The organism is Mycobacterium sp. IS-1742 (assembly GCF_001500125.1).
Lineage (GTDB): Bacteria > Actinomycetota > Actinomycetes > Mycobacteriales > Mycobacteriaceae > Mycobacterium.
The window spans coordinates 120612-135062 of the sequence record NZ_LQIV01000002.1 but is presented as its reverse complement, the minus strand read 5'-3'; the positions used below and the strand labels follow the sequence as shown (position 1 = coordinate 135062).

Here is a 14451-nt window from a genome sequence, read left to right as displayed (position 1 = left end):
TCCATGTAACGCCCGAATCGGGAATCCATGCTGGTCACATGACACAACACATCCGTCGACACACCCGCATCCTGCTTCTCGGGGCCAGTGCGATCTGCGCGTTCGGCACGCTGTCCGCGTGCTCGGGCGGGGAGTCCACCACCGAGACGACGGCGTCCGCGCCGGGCACCACCGCCGCACCCGCATCCACAGAGGCGTTCCCTCGCTCGGCCAAGTACATCGCCGATATGGAGAAGGACGGCCGCACGATGACGATCGGGATCGCCGTCGACGGCGACCGGTTCGCCGCGTACGCGTGCAACGGCACCGACGACGAAGCGTGGTTCTTCGGCGACCAGGCCGACGGCGCGATCCAGGCCACGTCGAAGTTCCGCGACACGCTGGAGGCCTCCTTCGACGGCGACGACGTCGAGGGCGATCTGACGATGGACGGCGTCACTTACGCGTTCACCGCCGCCGAGGTGCCCGCGCCGGCAGGCATGTACACCGCGGCACTGGGCGGCGTGCGCGAGTCGTGGGTGCTGCGGCCCAACGGTTCCGCCGTCGGTGTGCAGTTCGGCGGCCTCGGCGGGGATTTCGGCCGAGACGACGACCAGAACATCTTCGAGAAACAGCAGCAGCTCAAGGACGAGCAGTTCCGCGCCGAGGTGCGCAACCGGCGACTGCTGCAGCGGGCCGGTCAGCTCCAGCAGCGGCCGGACGGCACGTGGGGAGCCACCATCGGCGGTCAACCCGTCGAGGCCGTGATCGTCGACGGCGACTTCCGGCTGCCGCCGTCCTGAGCATCCGGTCCGTCGGCCTTCCGTCCCGGCGCGCCCACCGGGCGTACGCTGCGGAACTGATGGATGACTGGTTCGACCGAAGCCCGTTCGTCGGGTTCGTGCCGTGGATCATCTACTGGGTCGTCGCCGACGGCCCGAGCACGTGGAAGTTCGGCGCGCTCTGCGCAGTCCTGTCCGCCGTCATCCTGGGAATCGCGATGGGACGGGGCGGACCCCGGCTGCTCGACATCGTCACGATCGTGTTCTTCTTCGGCGTGACGGTCGTCGCGACCGCCGTCGGCGCCGCCGACCGCGACTGGATGGACACCTACGCGACCACGCTGTCCAGCGCCGTGCTGGCGGTGATGACGCTGGTGTCGCTGGCATTCGTTCCGTTCACCGAGCAGTACGCCAGAGAGTCTGTGCCGCTGCAGGATTGGGAGGAGCCGGCCTTCCGGCGCACCAATCAGGTGCTGACCCTGATGTGGGCGTTGGTGTTCTCGCTGATCGCACTGCTCGGGTTGCTCGCCGCGCAGGTCCCGCACACCCGGGACTGGACCAACTACGTCGTGCCCGTCGTCGTCATCGTCGGCGCCATCGGGATGACGCACGCCTACCCGCAGCGGGCCCGGGAACGGGCGCGTCCGGCGGACTGACGCCGCCGGCCGCGGTCAGCAGCTGTAGCGGGCGCCGATGTCCGGCGGCGGTGGCGTCACCTGCTGCAGACAGCCGAACGGTTCGACGCCGGTGTCGCTCAACCGCGCCGCCGACTGGTGGGCGTAGTTGACACAGAACAGACCCGACGGGTCGGTGCGGCAGCGGTAGTCGCCGAAGTTCAACGCCTGCCCGTAGGGCAGTTCGACACCGAATCCGTCGGAGAACGGACCGGGATCGGCGTGCGCCGAACCGACATCCAGGGTGGCCCCGGGGAAGTCGACCCAGCCGCCCTTCCATTCGCCGTACACCTCGCGCGGACGCGCCGGGGGCTCCCGCAGATCCACCAGACAGGTCAACGCCCCTTCGGCGCGGCGGTCGGTGACGCACTTCGACGTGCCTGCGGGCGTGGTGAACGCGACGCCGCCGCCACCGAGCTCGGTGGCGGCCCCTTCGCGGCTCACCGTGCGGAACCCCTCGGGTGCGGCCGGGGGCGCTGCCTCGATCCACCGGATCACCTCGCCGATCGGCGCCCCGGGCGCCGGGGCCCTGGTCGGTGGGGGTTTCGGCGTCGAGGTCGGCGTCGGTGAGGTGCGGGTGGTGCCGGACGGCGCCGACATCGTCGGGTCCGTCTGCCGCGACTGCTCGTCGACCGCCTGCGAACAACCCGCGACCAGCACAGACGCCGCCAGTATCACAGCAATCCGCATGGTCGCCAGGCTAGCGGGCCGACACGCAACCCCCGGTCAGGCGCGGCCGCGCCGAGGTGTTTCGACTACCGTCGAAACATGCACGAGCGTACCGTCCGCGCAACCATCAGCACCGGAACGATCGAGGGGTTCACCCGCGACCGGGTCCACCGGTGGCGAGCCATCCCCTACGCCCAGCCGCCCGTGGGGCGCCGCCGGTTCCGCGCCCCGCTGCCCGCCGAGCCGTGGCGCGGGGTCCGGTACTGCCACAGCGTGGGCAACTGCGCCCCCCAGGACCCCAAGTACACGCTCCTCGGTGTGGGGAAGCGCCAGCCGATGAGCGAGGACTGCCTGACGCTCAACGTGGTGGCCCCGGAGAAGCCGGCGGACGGTCCGCTGCCGGTGATGTTCTTCATCCACGGCGGGGGATACGCGTTCGGCAGTTCGGCCACCCCGATCTACGACGGCGCCGCGATGGCCCGCCGCGGGTGCGTCTACGTGTCGGTGAACTACCGCCTCGGCCCGCTGGGCTGTATGGACTTCTCGTCCCTGTCCACCCCGGACAACCCGATCGACGGGAACCTGTTCCTGCGCGACCTGGTGATGGCGCTGCGGTGGGTTCGGGACAACATCGCGGTGTTCGGTGGCGACCCGGGCAACGTCACGATCTTCGGCGAGAGCGCCGGCGCCCACGCGGTCGCCACACTGCTCGCCGTACCGCAGGCCAAAGGCCTTTTCCACCAAGCGATCTCGCAGAGCCCAGCCAGCGGCATGGTGCGCTCCCACGACGCCGCCGCGGTGTTCGCCGAACGCTTCGTCGAGCTGCTCGGGGCGCGTCCCCAGGACGGCGCCGCCGCGTTGATGGCCGCCCGGCCCGTCGAGCTGGGCAACGCGCTCGAGCACCTGATCCGGCGGGGGATGACGCATATGCCGGGCGCGTTCCCGGTCGGACCGTCCTACGGCACCGACTACCTGCCCGTCGAACCCGTCGCGGCGATGGCCGAGGGCAGCGCGCACCGGGTGCCGCTGATCGTGGGCAACAACGCCGAGGAAGGTCGGCTGTTCAGCCGGTTCCTGCCGCTGCTGCCGATGTCGGAGCCGATGATCGAGACGCTGCTGGCCGATTCGGATGCCGAGCGCCGCGCCCGGATCACCAGCGCCTACCCGGGCTATCCGGACGCGTCGGCGTGTATGCAACTGGGCGGAGACTTCGCGTTCGGCACCGCCACGTGGCAGATCTCCGAGGCCCACTCACGTCACGCCCCGACCTACGTGTACCGCTACGACTACGCACCGCGCACGCTGAAGTGGTCGGGGCTGGGCGCGACGCACGCGACGGAACTGCTCGCGGTGTTCGACACCTACCGGACCAGGTTCGGTTCGCTGCTGACCGCGGCCGCCGACCGGCGTTCGGCCGTCACGGTGAGCAGAGACGTCCAGCGCCGGTGGCGGGCGTTCAGCCGGACCGGTTCGCCCGGCGACGGGTGGGAGCCCTACCGCGCCGATCAGCGTGCGGTGCTCGTCTTCGACCGCAGGCCGCGTGTCGAGTACGACCCCGATGCCGACCGCAGGCAGGCCTGGGAAGGCTTCACGCTCTCCGCACGCTGAGCCGCCGCGGGTGGTTGACACCCGTCAACACTGTGATGCAGCCCACTGCTAGGTTCATCGCGTGGCTCACACTGCAGACCTCGTCATCGAAAGTCCCGCGGACCTGACCGCCGAGTGGCTGACCACCGTGCTGGGCGCGGGCACCGTCGCCGACTTCGGCTTCGAACGCATCGGCACCGGCCAGATGAGCGAGTGCTACCGCGTCTCGCTCACCTGGGCCGACACCGCGACGGCCGGACCGGAATCGGTGGTCCTCAAGGTCGCCGCGACCGACGCCAACAGCCGCCAGACCGGGTTGGCGCTCGGGCTCTACGAGCGGGAGGTGCGGTTCTACACCGACATCGCCCCGGGCCTGCCCGGTCCGGTGGCGCCCTGCTACCACGCGGCCTACAACGGCGAGACCGGTGCCTTCGACCTGCTGCTGGGCGATGCGGCGCCCGCGGTGGTCGGCGACGAGATCCGCGGCGCAACGGTCGAGCAGGCGACCCTGGCGCTGGCCGAGCTCGGCCGGGTGCACGGTCCGCTGCTCGGCAACGCCACCCTCGCCGACGCCGACTGGCTCAACCGCGAGTCACCGATGAATCAGGCGCTCATCGGACAGCTGTGGGCCGGCTTCGCCGACCGCTACGGTGACGCGATCGCCCCGGAGCACCGCGCCGTCTGCGAGCGCCTGGTCGCGGTGTTCGATGCCTACCTCGACGCCGAGGGCGCCCCCGAGCGTCCGCACGGGCTCATCCACGGCGACTACCGGCTCGACAACATGCTGTTCGGCCGGCCCGGCGCGGACCGGCCCCTGACCGTCGTCGACTGGCAGACCGTCACCTGGGGCCCCGCGTTCACCGACGTGGCCTACTTCCTGGGATGCGCACTGCCGGTGGAGGATCGGCGCGCGCACTACGACGCGCTGCTGCGCGCCTACCACGAGGCGCTGGGCGCGCAGGCGCCGGTGGACCTGGCGGCCGTCCGCGACGGGGTCCGCCGCCAGAGCTTCTTCGGCGTGATGATGGCGATCGTGTCCTCGATGCTCGTCGCGCGGACCGAACGCGGCGACGAGATGTTCATGACCATGCTGCGCCGCCATTGCGAACACGTGCTCGACACCGACGCGCTCGCCGCCCTGCCGGAGCCGTCCGCGGGGGACCCCCTGCAGCCAGGCGCCGACGACGAGGGCTCACACCCGCCCGGCGACGAGGAACTCTGGAACGAGAGCTGGTATTTCGACTTCGCCGACGGGGCACAGGATGTCGGCGGCTGGGTCCGGCTCGGGCTGTACCCGAACCGCAACGCCGCCTGGGTGAATGCGCTGGTGTGCGGACCGGGCATGCCGACGATCGGGATCGTGGACTTCGAGGCCCCGCTACCGGACCGCTACACCGAAACCACCACGGACAGCGCATCTCTCGGGCTCGAGCCCGTCGAACCGCTGCGCACCTACCGGGTCACCGTCCGCGGCCGCGGGGAGGCGTACGACGATCCCGCCGCACTGCTGCGCGGGGAAGCAGGCCGTCCGGTCGACCTGAGCATGGATCTGACGTGGACGACCGTCGGCACGCCCTACCAGTACCGCATCACGTCGCGATACGAGATCGCCTGCACGGTGTCGGGCACGATCAGCGCCGACGGCCGCGAGTACACAGTCGACGCCGTGCCCGGACAGCGGGACCACTCGTGGGGGGTGCGCGACTGGTGGGCGATGGACTGGGTGTGGAACGCATTGCACCTCGACGACGACACCCACCTGCACGGCGTCGACCTGCGGATCCCCGGGATGGGCCCGATGAGCATCGGGTACGTCCAGCCGCCGGGCGCCGCCCTGACCGAGACCACCGAGATGACCGCACAGGCGACGTTCGCCGACACCGGTCTGCCCGTCACCACCTCGCTGACGGTGCAACCCGGCGACCTGACCGTCGACGTGGACATCCGGGGCTTCGCACCCGTGATGCTGACCGCGGACGACGGTCGCGTCAGCCAATTCCCCCGGGCGTGGGCGGCGGTGACCACCGGAGACGGCCGCACCGGCATCGGCTGGCTGGAGTGGAACCGCAACATCGCCCGCTCCTGACGCCGAGCGCGCGCGTCTGCTGCGCGACACGCCGCCGACATTCGGTTGTTCGCGCACACTCACGGCAGGCTGACGGGCGTGTCCGTGCTCAAGTCCGCCATCCTGTTCGTCCTCGCCGCACTGCTCGAGATCGGCGGCGCTTGGCTGGTGTGGCAGGGGGTGCGCGAACACCGCGGCTGGCTCTGGGCGGGCGCCGGGGTCATCGCGCTGGGCGCCTACGGCTTCGTGGCGGCGTTTCAGCCCGACGCCCACTTCGGCCGCATCCTCGCCGCCTACGGCGGGGTGTTCGTGGCGGGGTCGCTGCTGTGGGGCGTGGTGGTCGACGGGTTCCGTCCCGATCGCTGGGACGTCACCGGCGCGCTCATCTGCCTGGCCGGGGTCGGCCTCATCATGTACGCCCCGCGCTAGGGACGACGAAAATATGACGTCGGCGCCGCGGCCCGGGTGACCGCGGAACCGGTGGGTACCCGCCCGTCATGAGCGATCAGGAATTCAAGAAGGGCGACAAGGTCACCTGGCAGAGCCACGGCAGCACCGCCGAGGGCGAAGTCGTCGAGAAGATCACCTCGGAGACCGAGGCGGCCGGCCGCAAGGTGAAGGCGTCCAAGGACGAACCGCAGTACCGGGTGGTCAGCGACAAGAGCGGCAACGACGCCGTGCACAAGCCCGGCGCGCTCGACAAGAAGTGACGGACACCCGATGACTTCCGGCAACGACGCCGAGGAGACGTGGTCGCAGTTCAAGGACGCGGTCAACATGACCGCCGGTGAACTCGAGACCTGGCTGGACACCGACGAGTCGAAGTCGGTGGGGCAGAAATCGGGCGGCGGCGAGGCCACCGGGCACGCCAGCGGGCGCCACATCGTGTCGATCCTGCACACCAAGAAGGCCGACCTGAGCGACGACGACCACGCCCACATGCGCAAGGTCGTCGGATACGTCAACCGGCATCTCGCGCAACGACCGTCGGGCGACGTCGAGAACACCCCGTGGCGGTACTCGCTGATGAACTGGGGCCACGACCCGCTGAAGAAGTGACCTGCTTCAGCCCAGGTGGGCGCCGGCGTCCTCGAGATCGGCGCGGGACAGGCCCATCGGAGTGGCGTCGGGGACGATATCGGCGGCGACCACCGTACGGGTGAGCGGCGTCAGCGTCTGGAACAGCGTCTCGACCTCGTGGTCGTCGAGACCGTCGAGGGCGCTCACCGCCAGCGTGTCGGTGGCGTCCTCGATCCGCTGTTTGAGCGCGTGGCCGGCCGCGGTGAGCTGACCCCCGCCGTCGAGCAGGCCCCGCCCCGCCAGGCGGTCGGTGTAGTGCTGCCACTGCGCATCGTCGTAGTCGCGGCTGCGCATGATCATCTCGCGCGGCACCCGGCCTGCCGCCGCATGCAGCACGTTGCACTCACGGCCGCTCACACCCTCCGCGGCCAGCACCGCGACGTGCCCGTCGCCGCGGTGCTCACGCAGCAGAGTGGCGGCATGCCACAGGACGGCGACCGGATCGTCGGGCCAGTCCAGCGACGCGTTCGCCGCGTACAGCGGCCGACCGTCCACGGGCAGATCGCGCGCGGCCTTCGCGGCCAGCGCCGCGGCGGTGCGCATCGCCTCCCCGTCATGGAGGCCGCAGCGGTTCAGCGCCGCCACCGCCGACTGCTCCCTGGCCCGCAGCGCCGCATCCGGCGCAGCGATCTCCCACGCCGCGGGCAACGCCTTGGCGACCCTCTCGGGGGCGAAGTTGTAGAAGATCGCGGTCACCACCTCGGTGGGGACCCGGCCCAGCGGTGCGGAGCGGGCGGCGAAGTACCCCATCCAGAAACCGCGGTACCCGAGGCCGTCGAGGGCCGAACGCGCCTCCGGAGCGAAGTAGGTGACGGCGTGCACGGGCTCGATGCGGTCGAACAGGCGGCGCGCCAGTTCGGGGCGTCTACTCACACTTGTGCGCTTGGCGCTCAACCTGTTTCAGCCCTTGACCACCTGGGTGCCGCCCGCCATCTCGTCGTGCTTGCCCTGTTTGGTCGGACTGCCGTTGATCGTCACCGCGATCACGACGATCGCGATCACGCCCAACAACCCACCGACGAACGGGATGATCGGCAGCAGCGTGAACAGGTTGCGGATGGCCGACTGGGCCGCCGACGGCTTGGGTGCGCCGCCGGGGCCGCGCACGCTCATCCCCAGCAGCTTCTTACCCGGCGTCCAGCCCTGCGTCGCCTCGAATGCGACGTAGTACAGGAACGACAGCACCCCGGTGAACAGCCCGGTGACCAGGACGTTGGACATCGAATCGGTCAACACGATCAGCAGACCGCCGACTATGCCGACGATGATGCCGTCGATCAACCGGGCCAGGAAGCGCATCCCCAGGCTGCCGGGAACCTGCCCGCCGAACGGCGGGGGATATCCGCCGGGCTGTCCGTACTGCGGCTGCCCGTACGCCGGTTGACCGTAATCGGGCTGACCGAACTGCGGCTGCTGTCCGTACTGGGGCTGACCGTACTGGGGTTGCTGACCGTACTGGGGCTGGCCCGGCTGAGGGGGGTAGTCACCGGTTGTCATTGCATCCGCTCCTGACCGCGTAGTGGGTGGGAACGAATCTACCGCCGGAAGACGACGAACCGGGCGCTTCGACGCGCCCGGTTCGACAAGATCAAACGACGGAGTCAGCGAAGCCGGCGCTTGGCCTCCTTGCGGACCTGCTTGCGGGACTGCTTGGCCTGCTTGCGGGTGGTCTCGGCCAGCTCGTTGGCGCGCTCGCGGGCCAGCAGGGCCAGTTCCGCGCTGCGCCCCTTGGCGACATCGGCGAGTTCGGGGGCGCGGTCGCGCGCGACCTCGGCCCACTCGGTGCCGCGTTCGCGGGCGACATCGGCCAGCACCGCGCCGCGCTTGCTCGCCACCTCGGCCAGCTCCGCGCTGCGCTTGCTCGCGACCTCGGCGAATTCCGCGCCGCGCTTGCTGGCGATCTCGGCGAACTCCGCGCCGCGCTCCCGGGCGACGTCGGCCAGCACCGCGCCGCGCTTGCTCGCCACCTCGGCCAGCTCCGCACCGCGCTCCCGGGCGACCCCGGCCAGCTCGCGTCCGCGCTCGGCGCCGACGTGCAGGCCGTGGCCGAGCTTCTCGGCGAATTCACTGTCCGCGAGCGAACCGCCCGCAGCCGCACCGACCGGCAGCGCCGCGGTGACCTTCTGGGCCGCGCGGCGACCGCGCCACCCCAGGGACGGCTTCCCCTCGGTGTCGACGGCCGCGATGATCAGGCCACCGATGAGGCTGACGTCGGTGAGGAAAGCGCGCCGCTCCTGGGCCTTGCGCTCCGGATCGGTCTCATTCCAGAACATGTGGCCGCCGAGGCTGCCCGGCACCACACTGAAGGCCAGCGCCGCGGACGCGAGGCGCGGCAGCTTGCCGGAGGCCAGCAGCAGTCCGCCGCCGATCTGCACGCCCGCGGTGACGCGGGCGACGGTCTCGGCGTTGGTGGGCACGTTGGTGCCGACCGGGTCGGGCAGTTTGGCCAGCCCCTCGAGCGTCGGTTTGGCCGCATCGACAGCCGGTTTGGGGCTCCGCAGAGCCTCCACTCCACGCCCGATGAACACAGCAGACAACATGGGTCGCGCGATACGTCGGATAAGCATGTTGCGCTGTGTTCCCCGGCCGAACTGGTCACAAACGCCCTCACTGCGGCCTCTTGTGCCTGCGGTGCCGCACCGGAACCCAGAACCACGAGCAGGCCAGTGCCAGCAACGTTGCGGTGCCTGCCGCCCACGCCGCCGTGGCGCCGAGCACCGCGTCGAAGATGATCGCGGCGACTCCGGTCAACGCCATGCCGAGCAACACCAGCCCCGCGAGCGCGAACCGGTGCGAGGACGCCACCAGGGCGTCGAGCCGGTGGCGGCGGAACAGCACCCGGTGCATGCTCGCCGGCGCGACGAGCAGGACGGTCGACCCGATCGAGCACGCCACGGTCGTCAGGTACACCAGCCGGGCTCCCTGGTCGAGGTCGGCGAACCGTTCCTGGAACGGCAGTACCAGCAGGAAACCGGTCAGCACCTGCACGCCGGTCTGCGCCACACGCAACTCCTGCAGCAGGCTCGACCAGTTGCGGTCCAACCGCTCGGTCTCCGTCTCGTCGCGGTCCGGATCCCACCGATGACGGTCCCGCGGCTCCGTGCTCTCGCCGGCCATCGAACGATTCTCCCAGCCGGCCGCCGCCTCGATCGTCGTTCGGCCGGGTGGGTTTCCGCCTGACTAGGGTGGACGGTCGAGTCGCCGTTCTGAGGAGGTCGCCATGGCACTGGTCGCCGGCATCGATTCGTCGACCCAGTCGTGCAAGATCCTGGTGTGCGACGCAGACACCGGTGAGATCGTCCGCTCGGCGACGTCTCCGCATCCCGGTGGGACCGAGGTCGATCCCCGGATGTGGTGGTCGGCCCTGCAGGCCGCCGCGAACGCCGCCGGTGGCCTCGAGGACGTCGGTGCCGTGGCGGTCGGCGCCCAGCAGCACGGGATGGTCTGCCTGGACTCGTCGGGTGACGTGGTGCGGGATGCGTTGCTGTGGAACGACACCCGTTCCGCCGGGGCCGCGGCCGACCTGGTCGCGGAGCTCGGCGGTCCCGGGGCGTGGGCCGACCGCATCGGCGTCGTACCGGTCGCCGCGATCACCGCGGCGAAGCTCCGGTGGCTGGCCGACGCGGAACCGGGGAACGCCGACGCCACCGCGGCGGTGTGCCTGCCGCACGACTGGCTGACGTGGCGGTTGTCCGGCTCCGACGACATCGGCGAGGTGCGCACCGACCGCAGCGACGCCAGCGGCACCGGATACTTCTCCGCGCAGACCGGCGACTACGACCCCGACCTGCTCGAGTTGGCGATGCGGGGCCGAAAGCCCGCACTGCCCCCGGTGCTCGGGCCGCGGGACGTCGCCGGCCGGACGGCGTCGGGCGCCCTGCTCGGTCCGGGCGCCGGGGACAACGCGGCCGCGGCACTGGGACTCGGTGCCGCCGCGGGTGACTGCGTGGTGTCGCTGGGAACGTCGGGTGTGGTCAGCGCGGTCGCGACGACCGCGCCGCGCGATCCCGACGGTCTCGTCGCGGGCTTCGCCGATGCGACCGGCCGTCAGCTTCCCCTGGTGTGCACGCTCAACGGGGCGCCGGTGCTGGCCGCGACGGCGGGCATGCTCCAGGTGGAGTTCGACGAGTTCGACCGCCTGGCGCTGTCGGCGCCCGCCAGTGCGGAAGGCCTCAGCCTGGTCCCGTACTTCGACGGCGAGAGGTCACCGAACCTCCCCGGCGCCTCGGGTGCGCTGCACGGCCTCACCACCCGCAACTTCACCCAGCCCAACGTCGCACGCGCCGCGGTGGAGGGCCTGCTGGCCTCGATGGCCTTCTGCATCGACAGGATCCGAGAGCAGGGCGTCGACGTCCAGCGGATCATCCTGATCGGCGGCGGGGCGCGTTCCGAGGCCGTACGACGGATCGCACCGGCCATCCTGGGCCGCCCCGTCCACGTCCCGACACCGGCCGAGTACGTCGCTCTGGGCGCCGCGCGTCAGGCCGCCTGGGTGCTCAGCGGTCAGGACGCCCCGCCCGACTGGGCCTTCGGAGGGACGGCGTCCTACGAGGCGGAACCGACCCCCCACGTCACCGAGCGGTACACCGCGGCGCGGATGCTGACATTTGGTCAGTGACCCCGGTGATCCCCGGTGATCAACGGTGTGCCGCAAGGGCTCCGGGTATCGCCGGACGCGGGCGCGCGCGCCGGCGCGCACGCATGACACGATGGGCGGCGACGACCGCGTCACGATAGGAGACCCGCGATGGAGCCCACTTTCTCGCTCGACCTTCCCGAGGACGTCGTCTCGGTGCGTGACTGGGTGCACGAGTTCTCCCGCGACGTGGTCCGGCCCGCGGCCGCCGAGTGGGACGAGCGCGAAGAGACCCCCTGGCCGATCATCGAAGAGGCCGCGAAGGTCGGGCTGTACACGCCGGAACTGTTCGCCCAGATGGCGGGGGAGAGCAGCGGTATCGGCCTGATCACCGTGTTCGAGGAGCTCTTCTGGGGCGACGCCGGCATCGCGTTGTCGATCCTGGCGACCGGCCTGGCGGCGGCAGCGCTGGCGTCGAACGGCACACCGCAGCAGATCGGTGACTGGTTGCCCGCGATGTTCGGGACACCGGGCGACACCAAGGTCGCCGCGTTCTGTTCGTCCGAACCCGGAGCGGGCTCCGATGTCGGGGCGGTGCGCACCCGGGCCGTCTACGACGAGGCCGCCGACGAGTGGGTGCTCAACGGGACCAAGACGTGGGCGACCAACGGCGGCATCGCGAACGTCCATGTGGTGGTCGCCTCGGTGTACCCGGACCTCGGCACCCGCGGGCAGGCCAGCTTCATCGTTCCGCCCGGTACGCGCGGGCTGTCGCAGGGGCAGAAGTTCAAGAAGCACGGCATCCGGGCCTCGCACACAGCGGAAGTGGTGCTGGACAACGTCCGTATCCCCGGTGAGTTGCTCCTGGGTGGGCGGGAGAAGTTCGAGCAGCGGATCGCGCGCGCGAAGGAGGGGCAGCGGACCGCGAGCCAGGCGGCGATGGCGACGTTCGAGCGCACCCGCCCGTTCGTGGGCGCGATGGCACTGGGGGTCGCCAGGGCGGCCTACGAGTACGCCCTCGACTACGCCTGTCAGCGTGAGCAGTTCGGCCGCAAGATCGGGGAGTTCCAGGCCATCGCCTTCAAACTCGCCGATATGAAAGCGCGTATCGACGCCACCCGGATGCTGGTGTGGCGGGCCGGGTGGATGCACCGCAACAACAAGGCGTTCACCTCGGCGGAGGGGTCGATGGCCAAGTTGTACGCCAGCGAGACCGCCGTCTACGTCACCGACGAGGCGATCCAGATCCTCGGTGGCAACGGCTACACCCGCGACTATCCGGTCGAGCGGATGCACCGCGACGCGAAGATCTTCACGATCTTCGAGGGCACCAGCGAGATCCAGCGCCTCGTCATCGGACGCGCGCTGACCGGTCTGACGATCCGCTAGCGCCGCCCTGTCCCGCGACGTCTGCACGCGACACACCGTTGCGCCGCACGGGATTTACGCACGCTCGCGGTGAACGAGCGTGCGCCGCCCTCAGGAGTAGGGCGGGTAGGGATCGGCGCGCAGCACGCGCGCCAGGTGCACCGCATTGCGCGCCGCGGAGCGGGTCGTGTCGGCGACGGCCTCCGGGGTCTCGTCGAGGTCCTTGAAGTCGCGCCCGCCCATCGCCTCGTCGTTCCAGTAGGTGCAGCCCTGCGCCGGGAGGGTGAACCCGATGTCGTTGAGCGCCTGGAACAGGTCGGCGACGATCTTGTGGGCCCCGTCCTCGTTGCCGACGACCGCGGCGAGCGCCACCTTCCCCACCTGCCGGGGCCGGCCGGCGTCGTCGGTCTCGGACAGTTCGGCGTCGAGTCGTTCGAGCACGCGCTGGGCGACGCTGGACATGTGCCCCACCCAGGTCGGGGTGGACACGACGACGATGTCGGCGGCGACGATCTTGTCGAGGATGGCGGGCCATTCGTCGCCCGGGCCCATGTCCGCCTCGACCCCGGGATGCAGTGTGTGGTCGACGCAGCGCACGATCTCGCATTCGACCCCGGCCTCGCGCATCGGTTCGAAGAGCTGCTCGGCGATCACGACGCTGCTCGACGGGGCCGGGCTGGGTTTGAGGGTGCAGACGAGCCCGACGGCGCGCAGGGGCCGGTCCTGTGGGGAAGTGGTCATACCGGCCGTCTACCCCGCGGTACGGGCCCGGAATCACCCGGCGCCGGGCGTCTCAGGTCGGTCATCACCAGTTGTGCGACGATGCCGGGGTGAGCGAACATCCCGTCCACTTCGATCCGGCCGACGACGGTGCGTTCCTGCCCACCCGGTTCGCTCAGAGCCACTGGGGGGAGGATCACCTGAACGGGCCGGCCGTCGTGGGGCTGGCGGCGTCGGTCCTCGAGGCCGAGTTCGGGCGCGAAGAGTTCCTCCCGACCCGCCTGACCGTCGACCTGTTCAAGGCGGCCCGGGGCGTCGCGACGACGGCGAAAACGAACCTGGTGCGCGACGGCAGGCGCGTGCGCAACGCCGAGTGCGAACTGGTCCAGGACGGCGTCACCGTCGCACGCGCGACGCTCGTGCAGTACCGGCGGGCGCAGGCGCCGCGTGGTGACGAATGGGTCGCCCCCGGCGCGTTCGACGTGCCGTCCGAGGTCGATCCGTCGCGGGCGATCCACCTCGGCAGCGACGGGCTGGGCTGGACTCACGCGATCGTCGACCACCAGAACACCGCCCGCAAACGGACCTGGAGCCGCTCGATCCAGGTGGTCGCCGGCACCGAGAACTCGCCGTTCGTGCGGGCGGTGGTGGCCGCCGAGGGCACCAGCCTCGTCACCAACCTGGGCACGGCCGGGGTCGGGTACATCAACGGCGATCTCACCGTCGCGATCGCCCGGCTGCCCGTCGACGAGTGGGTCGGTGTGCAGGCGGATTCGCACTGGGTCGCCGACGGCATCTCCGTGGGCACCGCGACGCTCTACGACCGGGACGGGGCCTTCGGCTCGGGGATGGTGACCGCGGTCAGCAACCCGGCCGCGCAGATCGATTTCGGCAACGATCCCTTTCCGTCCAGGACGCACTGACGGGGTCCGCACCACGTAGGGTTCAGCA

At 70.7% G+C, this 14451-nt stretch carries 16 protein-coding genes; 10 read left to right on the top strand and 6 right to left on the bottom strand.

What is annotated here, in order from left to right:
* Window positions 1–50 precede the first annotated feature (50 nt).
* Both AU196_RS02665 and AU196_RS02660 read left to right on the top strand, forming a co-directional pair.
* Window positions 51–782, top strand: coding sequence for a hypothetical protein (locus AU196_RS02665; RefSeq protein WP_059093581.1), 732 nt, complete (start codon window positions 51–53; stop codon window positions 780–782).
* 59 nt (window positions 783–841) lie between these two features.
* Window positions 842–1417: a hypothetical protein gene (locus AU196_RS02660; RefSeq protein ID WP_059093528.1), complete on the top strand. Its 576-nt coding sequence runs from the start codon at window positions 842–844 to the stop codon at window positions 1415–1417.
* A 15-nt stretch (window positions 1418–1432) separates the two neighbouring features.
* Here AU196_RS02660 and AU196_RS02655 read toward each other — a convergent pair whose 3' ends face one another.
* Complete coding sequence (locus AU196_RS02655; RefSeq protein WP_059093527.1) at window positions 1433–2125, bottom strand: hypothetical protein; 693 nt, start codon at window positions 2123–2125, stop codon at window positions 1433–1435.
* 78 nt (window positions 2126–2203) lie between these two features.
* Between AU196_RS02655 and AU196_RS02650 the strand changes: the two genes are divergently transcribed.
* From AU196_RS02650 to AU196_RS02630, 5 genes are all read left to right on the top strand, one after another.
* Entirely contained in the window at window positions 2204–3712 is a 1509-nt protein-coding gene (locus AU196_RS02650; RefSeq protein ID WP_059093526.1) for a carboxylesterase/lipase family protein, read from the top strand.
* Between the two features lie 61 nt (window positions 3713–3773).
* A complete protein-coding gene (locus tag AU196_RS02645; protein ID WP_059093525.1) occupies window positions 3774–5777 on the top strand; it encodes a DUF7064 domain-containing protein in 2004 nt (667 codons plus the stop codon).
* An 84-nt stretch (window positions 5778–5861) separates the two neighbouring features.
* Window positions 5862–6185: a YnfA family protein gene (locus AU196_RS02640; protein WP_197415686.1), complete on the top strand. Its 324-nt coding sequence runs from the start codon at window positions 5862–5864 to the stop codon at window positions 6183–6185.
* Window positions 6186–6253: 68 nt separating this feature from the next.
* Window positions 6254–6466 (top strand): hypervirulence associated TUDOR domain-containing protein, encoded by a 213-nt coding sequence (locus AU196_RS02635; RefSeq protein WP_011559910.1) that lies wholly within the window; start codon window positions 6254–6256, stop codon window positions 6464–6466.
* Between the two features lie 10 nt (window positions 6467–6476).
* Entirely contained in the window at window positions 6477–6815 is a 339-nt protein-coding gene (locus AU196_RS02630) for a DUF3140 domain-containing protein (RefSeq protein ID WP_059093523.1), read from the top strand.
* Window positions 6816–6821: 6 nt separating this feature from the next.
* Here the strand turns inward: AU196_RS02630 and AU196_RS02625 are convergent, their stop codons facing one another.
* The 4 genes from AU196_RS02625 to AU196_RS02610 form a co-directional block, all read right to left on the bottom strand.
* Window positions 6822–7709: an SCO6745 family protein gene (locus AU196_RS02625; RefSeq protein ID WP_059093522.1), complete on the bottom strand. Its 888-nt coding sequence runs from the start codon at window positions 7707–7709 to the stop codon at window positions 6822–6824.
* Between the two features lie 27 nt (window positions 7710–7736).
* Complete coding sequence (locus AU196_RS02620) at window positions 7737–8333, bottom strand: RDD family protein (RefSeq protein WP_059093521.1); 597 nt, start codon at window positions 8331–8333, stop codon at window positions 7737–7739.
* A 104-nt stretch (window positions 8334–8437) separates the two neighbouring features.
* Window positions 8438–9403 (bottom strand): DoxX family membrane protein, encoded by a 966-nt coding sequence (locus tag AU196_RS02615; RefSeq protein WP_059093520.1) that lies wholly within the window; start codon window positions 9401–9403, stop codon window positions 8438–8440.
* A gap of 40 nt (window positions 9404–9443) precedes the next feature.
* The gene (locus AU196_RS02610; protein WP_059093519.1) at window positions 9444–9953 is read right to left on the bottom strand and encodes a DUF6328 family protein; all 510 of its coding nucleotides are present in this window, start codon (window positions 9951–9953) and stop codon (window positions 9444–9446) included.
* Window positions 9954–10056: 103 nt separating this feature from the next.
* Between AU196_RS02610 and AU196_RS02605 the strand changes: the two genes are divergently transcribed.
* Window positions 10057–11454 (top strand): xylulokinase, encoded by a 1398-nt coding sequence (locus AU196_RS02605; RefSeq protein ID WP_059093518.1) that lies wholly within the window; start codon window positions 10057–10059, stop codon window positions 11452–11454.
* Window positions 11455–11583: 129 nt separating this feature from the next.
* On the top strand, window positions 11584–12801 hold the full coding sequence (locus AU196_RS02600; RefSeq protein ID WP_059093517.1) for an acyl-CoA dehydrogenase family protein: 1218 nt from the start codon (window positions 11584–11586) through the stop codon (window positions 12799–12801).
* Between the two features lie 90 nt (window positions 12802–12891).
* On the opposite strand, the gene AU196_RS02595 is transcribed toward AU196_RS02600, so the two are convergent.
* On the bottom strand, window positions 12892–13521 hold the full coding sequence (locus tag AU196_RS02595) for a flavodoxin family protein (RefSeq protein WP_059093516.1): 630 nt from the start codon (window positions 13519–13521) through the stop codon (window positions 12892–12894).
* 89 nt (window positions 13522–13610) lie between these two features.
* On the opposite strand from AU196_RS02595, the gene AU196_RS02590 reads away from it, so the two are divergent.
* Window positions 13611–14423, top strand: a complete 813-nt coding sequence (locus AU196_RS02590) for an acyl-CoA thioesterase domain-containing protein (RefSeq protein ID WP_059093515.1) — start codon at window positions 13611–13613, stop codon at window positions 14421–14423.
* The last annotated feature ends 28 nt before the right edge of the window (window positions 14424–14451 follow it).

What these genes read in the sequence shown, in the direction of transcription:
- AU196_RS02660 (WP_059093528.1), top strand. Translation starts at nt 842, where the DNA reads ATGGATGACTGGTTCGACCGAAGCCCGTTCGTCGGGTTCGTGCCGTGG.
- AU196_RS02655 (WP_059093527.1), bottom strand. Translation starts at nt 2,125, where the DNA reads ATGCGGATTGCTGTGATACTGGCGGCGTCTGTGCTGGTCGCGGGTTGT.
- AU196_RS02650 (WP_059093526.1), top strand. Translation starts at nt 2,204, where the DNA reads ATGCACGAGCGTACCGTCCGCGCAACCATCAGCACCGGAACGATCGAG.
- AU196_RS02635 (WP_011559910.1), top strand. Translation starts at nt 6,254, where the DNA reads ATGAGCGATCAGGAATTCAAGAAGGGCGACAAGGTCACCTGGCAGAGC.
- AU196_RS02630 (WP_059093523.1), top strand. Translation starts at nt 6,477, where the DNA reads ATGACTTCCGGCAACGACGCCGAGGAGACGTGGTCGCAGTTCAAGGAC.
- AU196_RS02620 (WP_059093521.1), bottom strand. Translation starts at nt 8,333, where the DNA reads ATGACAACCGGTGACTACCCCCCTCAGCCGGGCCAGCCCCAGTACGGT.
- AU196_RS02615 (WP_059093520.1), bottom strand. Translation starts at nt 9,403, where the DNA reads ATGCTTATCCGACGTATCGCGCGACCCATGTTGTCTGCTGTGTTCATC.
- AU196_RS02610 (WP_059093519.1), bottom strand. Translation starts at nt 9,953, where the DNA reads ATGGCCGGCGAGAGCACGGAGCCGCGGGACCGTCATCGGTGGGATCCG.
- AU196_RS02605 (WP_059093518.1), top strand. Translation starts at nt 10,057, where the DNA reads ATGGCACTGGTCGCCGGCATCGATTCGTCGACCCAGTCGTGCAAGATC.
- AU196_RS02600 (WP_059093517.1), top strand. Translation starts at nt 11,584, where the DNA reads ATGGAGCCCACTTTCTCGCTCGACCTTCCCGAGGACGTCGTCTCGGTG.
- AU196_RS02595 (WP_059093516.1), bottom strand. Translation starts at nt 13,521, where the DNA reads ATGACCACTTCCCCACAGGACCGGCCCCTGCGCGCCGTCGGGCTCGTC.